Origin of the sequence: Streptomyces sp. CB03238, assembly GCF_002099185.1 — a bacterium.
Taxonomy (GTDB): Bacteria; Actinomycetota; Actinomycetes; order Streptomycetales; family Streptomycetaceae; genus Streptomyces.
The window spans coordinates 143264-157589 of record NZ_NBCN01000007.1; the positions used below are offsets into that span (position 1 = coordinate 143264).

Annotated in this window: 11 protein-coding genes; 9 read left to right on the plus strand and 2 right to left on the minus strand. The window is 70.6% G+C overall.

The annotated features are described in order from the left end of the window. The first annotated feature begins 65 nt into the window (after window positions 1-65). The 9 genes from BKD26_RS13825 (at window position 66) to BKD26_RS13865 (ending at window position 11895) form a co-directional block, all read left to right on the plus strand. Window positions 66-1331: an acyltransferase gene (locus BKD26_RS13825; protein ID WP_084898129.1), complete on the plus strand. Its 1266-nt coding sequence runs from the start codon at window positions 66-68 to the stop codon at window positions 1329-1331. Then, window positions 1328-2572, plus strand: a complete 1245-nt coding sequence (locus BKD26_RS13830; protein WP_084898130.1) for an NAD(P)-binding domain-containing protein — start codon at window positions 1328-1330, stop codon at window positions 2570-2572. The genes BKD26_RS13825 and BKD26_RS13830 overlap by 4 nt, the downstream gene beginning before the upstream one ends. Next, window positions 2569-3549, plus strand: coding sequence for a ketoacyl-ACP synthase III (locus BKD26_RS13835; protein WP_084898131.1), 981 nt, complete (start codon window positions 2569-2571; stop codon window positions 3547-3549). The genes BKD26_RS13830 and BKD26_RS13835 overlap by 4 nt, the downstream gene beginning before the upstream one ends. A 50-nt stretch (window positions 3550-3599) precedes the next feature. Continuing rightward, window positions 3600-4850: a cytochrome P450 gene (locus tag BKD26_RS13840; protein WP_179166526.1), complete on the plus strand. Its 1251-nt coding sequence runs from the start codon at window positions 3600-3602 to the stop codon at window positions 4848-4850. A 53-nt stretch (window positions 4851-4903) separates the two neighbouring features. Next, entirely contained in the window at window positions 4904-5674 is a 771-nt protein-coding gene (locus tag BKD26_RS13845) for an aldo/keto reductase (RefSeq protein WP_107417873.1), read from the plus strand. A gap of 107 nt (window positions 5675-5781) precedes the next feature. After that, entirely contained in the window at window positions 5782-7338 is a 1557-nt protein-coding gene (locus BKD26_RS41280; RefSeq protein WP_241518637.1) for an isocitrate lyase/phosphoenolpyruvate mutase family protein, read from the plus strand. After that, complete coding sequence (gene aepY / locus BKD26_RS13855; RefSeq protein ID WP_241518638.1) at window positions 7335-8486, plus strand: phosphonopyruvate decarboxylase; 1152 nt, start codon at window positions 7335-7337, stop codon at window positions 8484-8486. Before BKD26_RS41280 ends, aepY begins: the two co-directional genes overlap by 4 nt. Further along, a complete protein-coding gene (locus tag BKD26_RS13860) occupies window positions 8483-9658 on the plus strand; it encodes a 2-aminoethylphosphonate aminotransferase (protein WP_241518639.1) in 1176 nt (391 codons plus the stop codon). Before aepY ends, BKD26_RS13860 begins: the two co-directional genes overlap by 4 nt. Further along, the gene (locus BKD26_RS13865) at window positions 9655-11895 is read left to right on the plus strand and encodes an FAD/NAD(P)-binding protein (RefSeq protein ID WP_084898135.1); all 2241 of its coding nucleotides are present in this window, start codon (window positions 9655-9657) and stop codon (window positions 11893-11895) included. The genes BKD26_RS13860 and BKD26_RS13865 overlap by 4 nt, the downstream gene beginning before the upstream one ends. Before the next feature lie 81 nt (window positions 11896-11976). Here the strand turns inward: BKD26_RS13865 and BKD26_RS13870 are convergent, their stop codons facing one another. After that, window positions 11977-13518 carry an MFS transporter gene (locus BKD26_RS13870; protein ID WP_084898136.1) on the minus strand — a complete coding sequence of 514 codons (1542 nt, stop codon included), beginning with the start codon at window positions 13516-13518 and terminating at the stop codon, window positions 11977-11979. Further along, window positions 13515-14318, minus strand: a complete 804-nt coding sequence (locus BKD26_RS13875) for a sterol desaturase family protein (protein ID WP_241518640.1) — start codon at window positions 14316-14318, stop codon at window positions 13515-13517. The genes BKD26_RS13870 and BKD26_RS13875 overlap by 4 nt, the downstream gene beginning before the upstream one ends. Window positions 14319-14326: the final 8 nt, after the last annotated feature.

The window sequence follows — 14326 nt, forward strand, 5'->3', positions numbered from 1 at the left end:
CCGACCACCGGATCGCCGGCGCCGCCGGAAGACCTACGCGAGACGAAGTAAACGGGAGTACCTGGATGACCACGCCAAGCCCTGTGAAGGTGCCGGTCGAGACCCCACAGTCCCGGCCCAAGGGGGGCCCACCACTGCTCGATTCCCTGACCGGCCTGCGGGGACTGGCCGCCATCCTGGTGTTCTTCTTCCACTTCACCACCTTCCGGATGGTGTTCGGCGAGAGCGGCCACCTGGAGTTCGCGTCGCTGTCGCGGCCCCGCTTCCTGACTATGAGCGGCAACTTCGCCGTGGGGAGCTTCTTCATCCTCAGCGGATTCGTCCTGGCGCTCACCACCCGCCAGGGCACGAGCATGGCCAACTTCGCGGCCAAGCGCGTCGGCAAACTCGTGCCCGTCTACCTGTTCACGTCCCTGCTCGCCATCGGCGCCATCCTCCTGATCGGCATGCCGATCAGCGTGAGCAACGTGGTGCTGCACCTGACGCTGCTCCAGTCATGGGTGCCGTTCCAGGACATCTACCACGGGGTCAACCCCGTCACCTGGTCGCTCAGCACGGAGGGCTTCTTCTATCTGCTCTTCCCGGTGGCCCTGTTCCTGGTCCGCAGGCTGCCCACCCGATCCCTGTACTGGCTGCTGGGCTGCGCGGTCCTCCTCGAATTCGCCCTGCCGCTGTACGTGATGAAGTACTTCGCGGTCACCGGCACCGGCGGACACGAGACGTACATGAGCACGGGCTCCAAGGGCGGCGACCTGGCCTACTGGTTCACCCTGCCGTTCCCGCCCTACCGCTTTCTGGAGTTCCTGGTCGGCGTGATCGCCTGCATCCTGCTGATGCGGGGCGTGCTGCCCACCGTCCGGCTGCGCTGGGCCTGGTCGTTGTGCGCCGTCGCCTATCTGATCGGTACGTACGTCCCTGGGCCGCTCCAGCGCACTGCGGTCGGCATGGTCCCGCTGACGATTCTGGTGGTCGCCCTGGCCCAGACGGACTTCGCCGGCCGGCCCTCGCTCCTGCGCCGTCGGCTCTTCGTCGAACTGGGCAAGCTCTCCTACGGGATGTACGCCATCCAGCTCCTCGTCTTCCTCCCGACCGGGCCGTTCGTCGTCCGCTGGCTCTCCGGGGCGCTGTCGCTGCCGACCGAGACGCTGAACGGGGCGCTCTACCAGATACCCATCGCGCTCACGTACTTCCTCCTCATCATCCTTCTCGCCGTCCCGATCTACCGGTACATCGAGGTGCCCGCCTACGACTACGCCAAGAAGCTGTACCGCAACCGCCCGGGCTCCGATCTGTTCACGGATCCCGGCACCCCGGAGGTACGGTCGCGGTGAAGGTCTGTGTCATCGGTTCGGGCGTCTGCGGCATCGCCGCCGTACGCGAACTCCAGCGGCACCTTCCGGCCGGGTCCCTGCACTGGCTCTCCGAGGACCGCGAGGCCGGAGGCCTGTGGAACGCCTCCTCGCGGCGGAGCCGGGTGTACGACGCCCTCTACCTGAACACGTCACGGGAACTGAGTGCCTTCACCGGCAGCCCCATCCATGCCGAGGCACCGGTCCAGTACCTCCACCACTCACGCTACGCAGCGTATCTGGAGGAGGTCGCCGCAGAGTGCGAGGGCGCCGAGCGCCACTGGGAGTGCCGTGTGACCTCGGTCGAGCGGCAGCCGGACGGTGTCTGGCGGGTTCGCTGGGTGGAGCCCGACGGCTCGGACGCCGAAGCGGAGTTCGATGCCGTCGTCGACGCCACGGGGCACAACGGCCAACCCAGGGGCCCCCAGGTCCCGGTGGCCGCCGACCCGGTGTACGCGTACGCCCACTCGTCGGAGTACCGCAATCCCGAGCCGTACCGCGGCAAGCACGTCCTGGTGGTGGGCAACGGCGCCTCCGCCGTCGACATCGCCTGCGACCTCGTCGCCGCGGCGGCCGGAGTCGGCATCAGCATCCGGACGCCGAAGTGGCATCTGCCGAAGGTGATCCTGGGCAGACCGGTCGACCACGCGTCGGACGGCATGCTGCAGCGTGTCCCGCTGGTCGGCGGCCTCGCCGCGAAGGTGGCGGAGTCGGTCGTGCGGCGGCTCACGGGCTCCTACGCCGACTACGGCCTGCCGAGTCCGGGCAAGCCGCTGGCCGCCTCGACCCCTGTACTGAGCGACCACTTCCTGCCGCATCTGAGCCATGGCCGTCTGCGCGTGTACGGCCAGGTCGAGTCCCTGGAGCACGAGGCGGTGCGCTTCGCCGACGGGACCTCGGAGAAATTCGACGCGGTCATCGCCGCCACGGGGTTCAGCGAGAGCTCGCCACATCTGCCGGCCGAGGTGCGGCGGGTGCTGCGCGAGGGCCGGCTCGGTCTGGCCCTGGAGGCGCCGGGCTGCCCCGGCCTGTTCCTCATGAACCGGTTCCGGTGCGGCGAGGCCGCGGTCCGCTGTGCCGAACCGCAAGCGGCGGCCGTCGCCCGTGCGCTGAGCCGGCCGCGGGCCGGCACGGACACGCCACCGGGGGCTGTGGCCCCTTCGGGAGCCGGCTCCCGTGTCACCGCCCGCATCCTAGGGAAGGTCTACGAGGCATACCGATGAAGACAGCTGAGCAGGGGATGGGGGTCGCGGGCCTGGGGTGGCACGTCCCCGGTCTGCGCATCGACAACGAGACGATCTCCCGGTGGAGCGGCGCGGACCCCGGGTGGGTCGTCGATCGCACCGGCGTGGAGGAGCGCAGGTACGCGGCCTCCGACGAGCCGACGTCCGCGCTGGCGGCCCGGGCGCTGTCCATGGCCCTGGAGGACGCGGGCCTGCGCGGTGAGGACCTGGCCGGAGTCATCGTCTGCACCTCCACACCGGACCAGCCGCAGCCTCCGACGGCGGCCTTCGTCCTGGCTCGCCTAGGCCTCACGGGGATCCCCGCCTTCGACGTCAACGGAGTCTGTGCCGGGTTCCTCTACGGGCTCGGTGCGGCCGAGGGGTGGCGCCGCCACGGACCGGTGGCCCTCATAGGCGCCGACAAGTACTCCTCGATCGTCAATCCGGCGGACCGCAGGACGGTGAGCCTGTTCGGCGACGGCGCCGGCGCCGTGATCCTCGAGCCGCCGACCGAGGACTCCGGGCTCGTCAGTGTCGTGGCCCGGTGTCAGCCCGAGCACCTGGACCTCGTACGGGTGCGCGCCGGTGGCAGCGCGCTGCCCTTGCGGGACACAGAGGACCCGCTCGCCGACCGGTTCGAGATGGAGGGGCGCGCCATCGTCACCTGGGCCGAGACGGCTCTGCCGGTCGTGGCGCAGCAGGCGTGCGAGGAGGCCGGGCTGACGCTGGCCGACATTGACCGCTTCGTGCTGCACCAGGGGAGCCCGCGCATGGTCGAGCTGTGCACCAAGTGGCTCGGTGCCGCTCCGGGCAAGGTCGCGCTGTCGGCGGACCGGTTCGGCAACACCGGGGCCGCCTCCATCCCCCTGACCCTCGCCATCGAGGTGCGGCAGGGGCGTATCAGGCGAGGTGACCGCGTGATGCTCGCCGGCCTCGGGGGCGGAACGGCGGCGTGCGCCAGCGTCGTGAAGTGGTGAGCCCGCATGAAGCAAGCCGTCCAGCAATGAGCCCTGAAGTGGTGGAACAGATGACTGTTGATGTGAACGCCGACGCCTCAGACCGCCCCGGAGCGCCTGAGCTGCCCGAGCTCCCCCAAGGCGCCCCCGCCGGCTGCCCTTTCGCCCCGCCGGAGGCGGTCACGAAGCTGCGTGAGGAGAGCCCGCTGGCTCAGGTGGCCTTGCCCGACGGCACGTCTGCCTGGCTGGCGACGAGCTATGAACTTGTCCGCGAGATCCTCACCCTTCCGGGCTTCAGCGTCAATCCGAAGGCGCCGGGTTTTCCTCGCTGGAACCTGCCGGGTGGGACGGATCTGCCCCTGAGCATGACGCACGCCGACCCGCCCGAGCACCCGAGGCTGAGGGGAATGGTGGCGGCTGAGTTCACGCCCAAGCGCATCGCCCGGATGCGCCCGGACATCGAGCGGATCACCCGGGAGCGGTGCGAGGCCATCGAGGCCCTCCCCCAGCCGGTGGACCTCGTCAAGGAGTTCTCCACCCCCATTCCCGCCACGGCGATCAGCCTGCTGCTCGGTGTTCCGGCCGACGAACTCGATTTCTTCGAACGCAACGTCAGGATCGTGCTCGCGCACGACGAGCTGGAATCGGAGGAGCGTGACCACGCGAAGCTGGAGCTGCTCCAGTACGTGCTGAAGCTGATCGAGCTCAAGCATGCCGAGCCCGACGGCAATCTGCTCAGCATGATGATCAGCGACCATCCCGAGCTGAGTGACATCGAACTGGTGTCCTTCGTGGCGCTGCTGCTCTTCGCCGGCTTCTCCACCACGGCCCACCAGATCGAGCTGACGGCCCTGACGCTCATCGAGCGCCCCGACCTCGCGGAGCGGGCCCGTAAGGACCCCTCGGTCATCCCGGTGCTCGTGGAGGAACTGCTGCGCTACCACGCCATCGTCCGGGACTCGCCGCGGCGGGTGGCCGTGGAGGACGTGGAGCTGGGCGGCGTCACCATCCGCGCGGGTGAGGGCGTCATCGCCTCGGTCCAGGCGGCGAACTGGGACCCGGCGGCATTCCCCGACCCCGACGTGATCGACCTCGACCGCCCGCGCAGCCCGCGCCATCTCGCGTTCGGCCACGGGATCCATGTGTGCCTGGGCGCCGCGATGGCCCGGATTGAGCTCGAGGTCGTCCTGGAACACCTGGTGACGCGCTACCCGGACATGAGGCTGGCGATCCCGCAGGACCAGATCCAGTTCCGCACCACCACCCATCTGCACGGCTGCTACTCCCTGCCGGTCGACCTCGGGCTGAAGGAGGGGGCGTGAAGAACGAAGTCACCCTCAACACCGGCGTCACGGTCCCCCGGCTGGGCCTGGGCATGTGGCAGGTCCCGGACGAGCAGGCGGAGTCCGTCGTCGCGACCGCGCTGGAGGCCGGCTACCGCAGCATCGACACGGCCACCAGTTACCGCAACGAGCGGGGCATCGGCGCCGCCGTCGCCGCCTCCGGCCTCCCGCGCGACGAGATCGTCGTGACGACCAAACTGTGGAACGGCGACCACGGCACCGAGGAGACGCTGCGCGCCTTCGACACGAGCCTGGAGCGCCTCGGGCTGGACCATGTCGATCTGTACCTCATCCACTGGCCGCTTCCCATGCGCGACCGTTACGTGGAGACATGGCGCGCGATGGAGAAGATCCACGCCGACGGCAGGGCGCGCGCGATCGGGGTTTCCAACTTCACGGCCGGGCACCTGACCCGGCTGATGGAGACCTGTGACATCGTGCCGGCCGTCAACCAGGTGGAGCTCCACCCCCTGTTCCCGCAGCGGGAGCTGCGCGCGTTCCACGCGGCCCACGGCATCGCCACGCAGGCCTGGAGCCCGCTCGGTTCGGGACACGGCCTCCTGGACCTTCCGGTCCTCGAGGAGATCGCGCGGGCGCACGGCCGTTCCCCGGCCCAGGTGGCCATCCGCTGGCATCTCCAGCTGGGCAACCTGGTCATCCCCAAGTCGGCGACACCGAGCCGCATCGCCGAGAACTTCCGCGTCTTCGATTTCGCCCTGGACGACGGCGAGATGGCCGCGATCGCGGATCTGGACTCCGGCCTGCGCAGGGGGCCGGACCCGGACACCTTCGACTACGGATGAGTACACGGGTCCATCACCGCGACGGCAGCGACGACGCGATGCCGCCACACACCCGGGCACAACGGCCCGGACATCACAGGAAAGCAGAGGGCAGTATGGAAGCCGTCGTGGAAAACAGTGTCGGCACGGGCGGAGCGACGCGACTGCGGGAGCTCTTCGCACGGCCGGGGGTGGTCCGGATCGTCGGCGCGCACAACCCTCTGGGAGCGCGGCTGGCAGAACGTGCGGGGTTCGACGGCGTCTGGTCGAGCGGCCTGGAGATCTCGGCGTCCCAGGGACTGCCCGACACCGATCTGCTGACGATGGCGGAACTGCTCTCCATCGCCGGTTCGCTGGCCGACACGGTGGACATCCCCGTCGTCGCCGACTGTGACGCGGGGTACGGAAACGCCCTCAACGTCATGCACATGATTCGGCGTTACGAGCGCGCCGGGCTGGCCGCCGTCAGCATCGAGGACAAGGTCTTCCCCAAGGTCAACAGCTTTATCCCGGGCCGACAGGAGCTCGCAGGTCTCGACGAGTTCTGCGGGAAGATCGAGGGCGCCAAGAGAGCCCAGCGCGGCACCGACCTCATGGTGATCGCCCGTATCGAGGCCCTGATCGCCGGACACGGGATGGAGGAGGCGCTCAAGCGGGGCGAGGCCTACGCCGAGTCCGGCGCGGACGCGGTGCTGATCCACGCCAAGGGCTCGTCCCCGGACCCCATACTCGAGTTCCTCCGGCGCTGGCGTCTCGACCTGCCCGTCGTCGTGGTGCCCACCACCTATCACACGATCACCGCGGACGAGCTCGGCGCAGCGGGCGCCAAGATGGTCATCTACGCCAACCACGGTCTGCGGGCTGGGATCAGCGCCGTCACCGAGGTGTTCGGCAAGATCCTCGCGGAGGGGCGCACCACCGGGTTCGAGAAGGACATCGCGCCGCTCGCCACGGTCTTCGACCTCCAGGGCATGGCCGCGCTGAAGGCGGACGAGGAGCGTTTCGTCCGTGAGCGAGGCCCCGGCACCCGTGCGGTGATCGTGCCCAGCGCGCCCGCCGGCGTCCCGCGGGATCCCTCCGACGACTCCCACTCCGGTCTCGCCCTGCTGCGTGGCGACGCGCTGAAGGAGAGCGGGGTCGCTGACGTCGTGGAGGCCCCCGAGCACTCCGGGCAGCCGGCCGGGGACGCGGCTGCGGCGCTGACCGAGGTCCCGACCGGCTTCGCCGGCCGGACCCTGGTGAGCTCCGACGACGTCTTCGCCGATGCCGAGTCCCTCAACCGGCTGACCACCACGACCGCCGATGTCGCGGTCCTGGTCGATGTGGCCGCGCGGGGCGGCGTACCGGTGGCGCTGTCCTCGAAGAGCATCGGCGGCCGGCTGCTGGCGGGCAACCGCGGCCACGTCGTGACCGCTCTCGGCGAGAAGGTAGCCGGTCCGGCGAACGGCGAGTTCACCGGCATCGCCTCCTTCTCGGCGCGCGGGTTCACCGCGCTCCAGCAGGCGGCGGAGAAGCGCGGCACGGTCCAGGACCACCCGGTGTCCCTGGTCGACCTGCTGTCCGACCTCATCGCCACCGGCTGGACGGTCCGGGCGACCGGCATCGCCGGCGGGTGGACGCATGTGCGTTCGCAGAATGAGTTGCGTGAGCTGCGCGCGCTGGTGTCCGAGCAGGTGACGGCTTGACCGCGACCCTCGACCCCGCGAAGGTCGTCGCACTCCTGGACGAAGCGGGATTCGGTCCGTTCACCGGAGTGCCCTGCTCGTTCCTCGGCCCCGTGATCAGCTGCCTTCAGGACACCCGCCCCGACCAGTACCTCATCGCCGCCAACGAGGGCGAGGCGGTGGCCATCGCCGCCGGCTCGCGTCTGGCGGGCCGGCGCCCCGTCGTCATCCTCCAGAACTCGGGTCTCGGCAACGCCGTCAATCCGCTGACCTCGCTGTGCCACACCCTGCGCCTGCCCGTCCTGCTGCTCGTCACCTGGCGCGGTGAGCCGGGCTCGCCCGACGAGCCCCAGCACGAGTTGATGGGCCGGATCACCTCGGACCTCCTGACGGCCATGGAGATCCGGAGCGAGATCCTGCCGCAGGACGAGGAGACCCTGCGCGAGCGCCTGCTGGTGGCCGACGCGCACATGCGGGACACGGGTCTGCCCTTCGCCTTCGTCGTCCGCAAGGGGGCCATAGCCCCCTATGTACCCCCGGCCGCCTCCGGGCAGATCGTGGCCTCGGTTCCCGGGGCACGGGCAAAGGCGCCGGCCGGCGGAACCATGCTGCGCAGCGAGGCCATCGCGCACGTGATGCGCGTCGTCGGCGATCGGGCCCTGGTCGTCGCCACCACCGGCAAGACGGCCCGGGAGCTGGAGCACGACTGGGACCGGCCCGGGAATCTGTACGTCGTCGGCTCCATGGGCTGTGCCTCCAGCATCGCCCTGGGCATCGCCCTGCACGCGCCCGCCCGCCAGGTCGTCGTGCTCGACGGCGACGGCGCCGCGCTCATGCGTCTGGAGGCGATGGCCACGATCGGCAGGCTGGGACCGCCCAACCTGCTGCACATCATTTTCGACAACGAGGCGTACGAGTCGACGGGCGGCCAGCCGACCGGCTCCGCCAGCCTGAACTTCACCGAGTTGGCGGCGGCCTGCGGCTACGTACAGGCCGCTGAGGTGACCGGCCCCGAGGGGCTGGTGGCCGCGCTGGAGAAGCAGTTGCTGCACGCCGGGCCCTCCCTGCTCCGCGTACGCATCGCCTCGTATTCCGACCCCGGGCTGGGGCGTCCGGCCCTCCCACCGCCGGCCTCGGCCGCCCGATTCCAGGAGATGATCGCCTCGTGACCGGCGACTCCCCCGCCGTCCCGGCCAGAACCGCCCCGACCGGACGCCGCTTGGTACTGATGAACCCCGGTCCGGTGAACACCGTCGAAGCGGTGCGCGGCGCACTCGGCGGCCCTGACATGTGCCACCGCGAGCCGGAGTTCGGCGCGCTCATGAACCGGATCCGGCGCAAGGCCACCGCGGTGTGTGGGGGCGGCGCCGATCACACGTCCGTCCTGCTCACCGGCTCCGGCACGGCCGCGCTCGAGGCCGCCGTGACCTCGGCGATTCCGGCGGACGGAGGGCTGCTGGTGGTCGACAACGGCCACTACGGCAGGCGCCTCTTCGACATCGCGAGCGTCCACGGCATCCGCGTCACCCGCCTCGACCTGGGCTGGGGCACCCCCGTGGACCCGGCGGCGGTCGGCCGCGCCTTGGCCGCCGCACCGTCCCTCACCCATGTCGCGGTGGTGCACCACGAGACCAGCACCGGGATGCTCAATGACGTCTCCGGCATCGGCGCCGTGGCCCACGAGCACGGGTGCCTCACCATCGTGGACGCCATAAGCAGCGTGGGCGCGGAGCCCTTGGACATCTCACGGGACGGCATCGACTGGCTGGTCGGCACGGCGAACAAGTGCCTGGAGGGAATGCCGGGCGTCTCCTTCGTCTGCGCCTCCCGGCGTGACTTCGACGCCCTGGCCGCGCACCCCGCGCACACGTACTACCTCGATCTGAACCGGCACTTCCAAGCCCAGGAGAAGGCCGGTGCGCCCGCCTTCACCCCGTCGGTCCCCGCGTTCTACGCCTTCGAGGCGGCCCTCGACCTAGCACTCGCCGAGGGCGTCGCCGGGAGGGGCGCGCGCTATCGCGCCCTCGCCGAGCGGCTGCGCGCCGGCCTGACGGAACAGGGCCTGCACATCATGCTCGAGCCCGGGCACCGCGCGGTGAGCCTGAGTGCGATCCGGCTGCCCGACGGAGTGCCGTACGAGAGCCTGCACGATGCCTGCAAGCGCGCCGGGTTCGTGATCTACGCGGCCCAGGACCAGCTGGCTGGGGGCTTCTTCCGCCTCTCCACCATGGGCGCGATGGACGAGCGGGACATCGACGGCTTCCTCGCCGCGCTCGGCGAGGCGCTGGCCGGGCAAGGGCGGGGCACTCCCGTGCGCTCCGGGCCCGGGGAGGCCGCGTGACCGGCACACCGGGGGTCCACCGGCTGGCCGTCGTCGGTGGCGGGCCCCGCGCCACGTACGCCCTGGAGCGGCTGTCGGCGGGCATCGACCGCCTCGGCCCGGACCGCTCGCTGGAGATACGGGTTTTCGAGCGCACCGGGGAGTTCGGTTCCGGGGAGGCGCACAGCCCGACACAGCCGAGGACGAGCTATCTGAACCGCATCGGCAATCAGGTGTCCTTCGCCGCCGACGAGTCGGTGAAGGGCGCCGGGCCGCTGCGCCACCCCGATCAGCGGCCCGACCTCCACCAGTGGTGCCGGCGCCGGTTCCTCCGGACCGGCCACCCCGACCTCGACCTCGGCCCGGAGGACTGGCCCAAGCGCTACGTCCACGGCATGGCGCTCCAGGACATGTTCGACGGTTACGTCCGCGAACTGCGCGCGCATCCGCAGGTCGAGGTGTTCCTCCACCACGAGGAGGTCGTGGACGTGCGGCCGGACGGCGAGGGGCTGACGGTGCACGGGGCCGACGGCGTCGGCTTCCCCTGCGACCAGGTGCTGATGGTGACGGGTCACACCCACCACGATCCGCGCCGGTCCGCGCGGTCGCGGGCGTTGACGGACTTCGCGCAGACCACCGGTGCCGCCTACGTCCCGTACGCCTACCCGCTGGACAAGGCGCTGACGGCCGAGGTGAGTGGCGCGGGCCGCGTCGTGGGCATCGCCGGCATGGGGCTCACGGCGATCGACGAGATCCTCTTCCTCACGGAAGGGCGAGGGGGAAGCTTCGAGCCCGACGGCCAGCACGGCCTGCGCTACCGGCCTGGCGGAGCCGAGCCCGCGCAGCTGCTCGCCTTCAGCGAGACGGGCCTGTTCACCTTCGCCCGTCCCGACAACCACAAGGAAGCCGACCCGGCCCGGCTGGAACACCGGGCGGTGTTCCTGACGCCCACGGCCCTGGACCAGATGCGGACAAGTGTCGGCACTCCCGGAGCGGGCGGAGGATCCGGTCAGCTGGACTTCGAGCGGGACGTACTGCCGCTCGTGGTCCTGGAGATGGCGTTCGTCCACTACACCACCCTCTTCGGCGGCCATGTGGCCGACTTCCTGGCCGACCGGCTCGCGGGCGTCTACCGCGGGTTCCTCGCGGGCGGGCCGCCGCACGGTGAGCGGCCCGAGGACCCGTCGCGGCTGCTCGGTCCGCTGGAAGCCGCCGTGAACGAGTTGGCCGACGTGGTCGACGGTGTCCTGCACGGCCGCGTGACGGTGGCGCGGGCCGCGGCCGGCACGTCCGGCTGGGCGGTGGAGCCCACCGTCCTGCGCTGGATCGGGGTGGTTTTCGGGACCGAGCGGGAGGCGATCACCCGGGCTGCCCTGTGCCACAACCTCGCCGCACCGGAGCGCGTCGCCGCGTCGTGGGTCTCGCCCTGGCGGCTCGACGAACAGCCGCACGGAAACCGGTTCAGCTGGGAGCGCACGGTCGCCCCCCTGGCAGGGGGCCCCTCGCGGTCACCCGGGGAATACCGGGAGGCGGTCCTCGACTTCATGGACCGCGATCACCTCTGGGCGGTGCACGGCAATCTGAACAACCCGCACAAGGCCGCCGCGGACGGTGTGTGGCGGGATCTGCGCGGGGTCATCTCGTACGCGGTGGACGACGGCGGTCTCACTCCGGCGTCCCACCGCGTCTTCCTAGCGCGGTACGTACGGATCCACAACCGGCTCGCCAACGGCGCCGCCGCCGAGGTCATGTCCCGCATCAGGGCTCTGATCCGGCACGGTGTGCTCGATGTCGGCACCGGCCCCGGAGCGGTCGTCGTCAGCGACGGGGAGGCCGGGCGCTTCCGCGTCGACGGGCCCGCCACGGGCGCGTCGTGCCTCGTGGACACCCTGGCCGACGCGAGGATCCACCCCTTCGACCCGCAGCTGGACGCGTCGCCGCTGTTCCGCAACCTGCTGGAGCACGGAACCGTACGGCTCTGGCGCAACGCTTCCGGAGCGGGCGACATGTTCGAACCCGGAGGGCTCGACCTCACCGAGCGCTCCCACCCCGTGCGTGCCGACGGGAGCGTCGAGGACCGTCTCACGGTGCTGGGGCCGGCGGCCGAGGGCCGCAGGTCGTTCCTTCTCTCCGCGCTGCGCCCGGGCTCCGACCACTACGTCATGCGGGACACGCTCACCTGGCTCCAAAACTTCTGGCGGGTACTGGAGAGCGCCGGAGCGGCGGACCGGCACCGCGCGGACGACGTGAGGGTGTGAGCGACGTGAGGAGGGGCGGGAACCGCGGTCGCGGTTCCCGCCCCTCCTCACGTCTTCGGGATCTCGTCACCGTGCGGCCCGCTACGCCATGGTTTTCACCTCCGCCCCCGCTTCCGGCGCCGCCTCGGCCGCGGGACGGCGCAGCAGCAGCCACCCGGCAAGGGCCGCGAGCGCCGCCACGCCGCCCGAGATCAGAAGTGCGGTGTCCATGCCGGCGACGAACGTGCCCGGGACGACGGACGCCGCCTCGGGCCCGAACGACGCCGGTGTGATCCCCAGCGAGACCGACCGGACCGCCTCGTCCAGCTCCGGTCCCGTCATCCGCGTACCGGTCTCGGCGAGACGCTGCCGAAGCAGCGCGTCCACCCGGGCCACGAGCACCGCGCCCAGCACGGCGGTACCCAGGCTCCCGCCGACCTGCATGGCGGTCTGCTGGAGCCCGCCGGCAACGCCCGAGTGACGCAACGGAGCTGCGGCGACGATGAGATGGGTGGAGGCCACGATCACGGCGCTGAATCCGAGCCCCAACACGATGAACCACAGCCGCAGTTCGTCCGGTGACGACCCGGCACCGGTGGCGTGCGCCAGACCGGCGGCGGCGACGGCCGTGAGCGCCATGCCCAGCAGGGCGGGCGCCCGTGAGCCGGTACGCCGCATCAGCAGACCCGTGGCGATACCCGCCACGACCATGGCGAGGGTCAGCCACAGCACCAGGACGCCGCACTCCACGGGGGACAGCCCCACCACGTTCTGCAGGAAGAACGTGCAGACGAACGGCACGCCGAACATGATGAAGGAGACCAGGACCATCAGCATCACCCCGGCCGAGAACGCGGCCGAGCGGAACAGCGACAGGGGCACGAGCGGTTCGGGTGCCCGTGCCTCCCACACGCAGAAACCGGCGCCCATGACGCAGGCGCCGGCGAGTGCCCCCCAGATACGGACGTCGCCCCAGCCGTATTCAGGGGCCTGTACCGATCCCCACAGCAGCGCGAGCAGCGTCCCGGCGAGCAGGATCACGGCGACGGGATCCGAGGACCTCGCCACCGTGTCGAGGCGCGCCTCGCGCAGGACCAGCAGGCCCATCGCGATGGCCACGATGCCGAGGGGCAGGTTGATGAAGAAGATGGACTCCCAGCTGCCGTACTCCACCAGCAGGCCGCCCACGACCGGACCGGCCGCCGTGGCGATGCCGAGCGCGCCGCTGCGGACGGCGATCGGCACGTTCAGCCGGTCCGCGGGGAACGTCGCGCGCAGCAGGGCGAGGGTCGGCGGCTGCATCAGCGCGCCGAACACCCCCTGGGCCACCCGCAGCACGGTGATCGAGGTGATGTCCGGCGACAGGCCGATGGCGACGGACGTCGCGGCGAAGCCCGCCGTCCCCGCGAGGAAGACCCGGCGGTGTCCCAGCCGGTCGCCGAGCTTCCCAGCGAGGACGAGCATGGCCGCCAGCGCCAGCAGATAGCCCGTCGTCACCCATTGGATGTCCCCGACCGACGCTCCGAGATCAGCCTGCATGGCGGGCTGCGCGACGGCGACCACGGTGGTGTCCAGGGACACCATCATGCCGCCGAGGGCAAGGGGCACCAGGGTGAGCCACGGGTGCCCGCGCAGGCGGTTCATGCCGCGGTGCGTTCCGGGGCCTGGCCGGTCCGGGCCTGGGGAGGCTTCCAACCGGGCGGGCCGAACACGTAACCGGCACGGTCACGCCAGGACGAAGCGCCGCGGATGTCACGGAACATCTGGGCAAACTCGTGGACCTGGATGCGCCAGATGCTGTGTGTGGTGAGCTGTTTGGTCAGTCCGTAGGTGGGACGGTGGAGCTCCGGCTGGAACGTCCCGAACATCCGGTCCCAGATGATCAGCATGCTGCCGTAGTTCTTGTCGAGGTACTCGGCGTCGCTGCCGTGATGGACCCGGTGGTGGGAGGGCGTCACGAAGATCGCCTCGATGGGACGCGGGAGCTTGCCGATCTTCTCGGTGTGCGCGAAGAGCCCGTAGATCAGATGCAGTGAGTGCATCGTGAAGACCAGGGCCGGCGGGACACCCATCAGGGGCAGCGGCAGCCACATCAGCTTCTCGAACCACTGGGCCCATTTGCGCCGCAGGGCGACCGAGACGTTCAGGTACTGGCTGGAGTGGTGCACCTGGTGTCCGGCCCACAGCAGCCTGATGCGGTGGGTCATGCGGTGGTAGCAGTAGATAGTGAGGTCGACTCCGATGAAGAGAATGACCCACGTGTACCAGGAATCCGCGGGCAGCTGGAACGGCGCCACATAGACGTAGAGCCAGGCGTAGAAGACCAGAGCCGCGGTACGCAGCACACTCGAAATGGCCAGGGCCCCGAGCCCGGTGAGGATATTGGCGCGGGTGTCCTCCGTCGAGAAACGCTCGCGATCGTCGTCATCGAATCGTATCGCCACGAATTCGA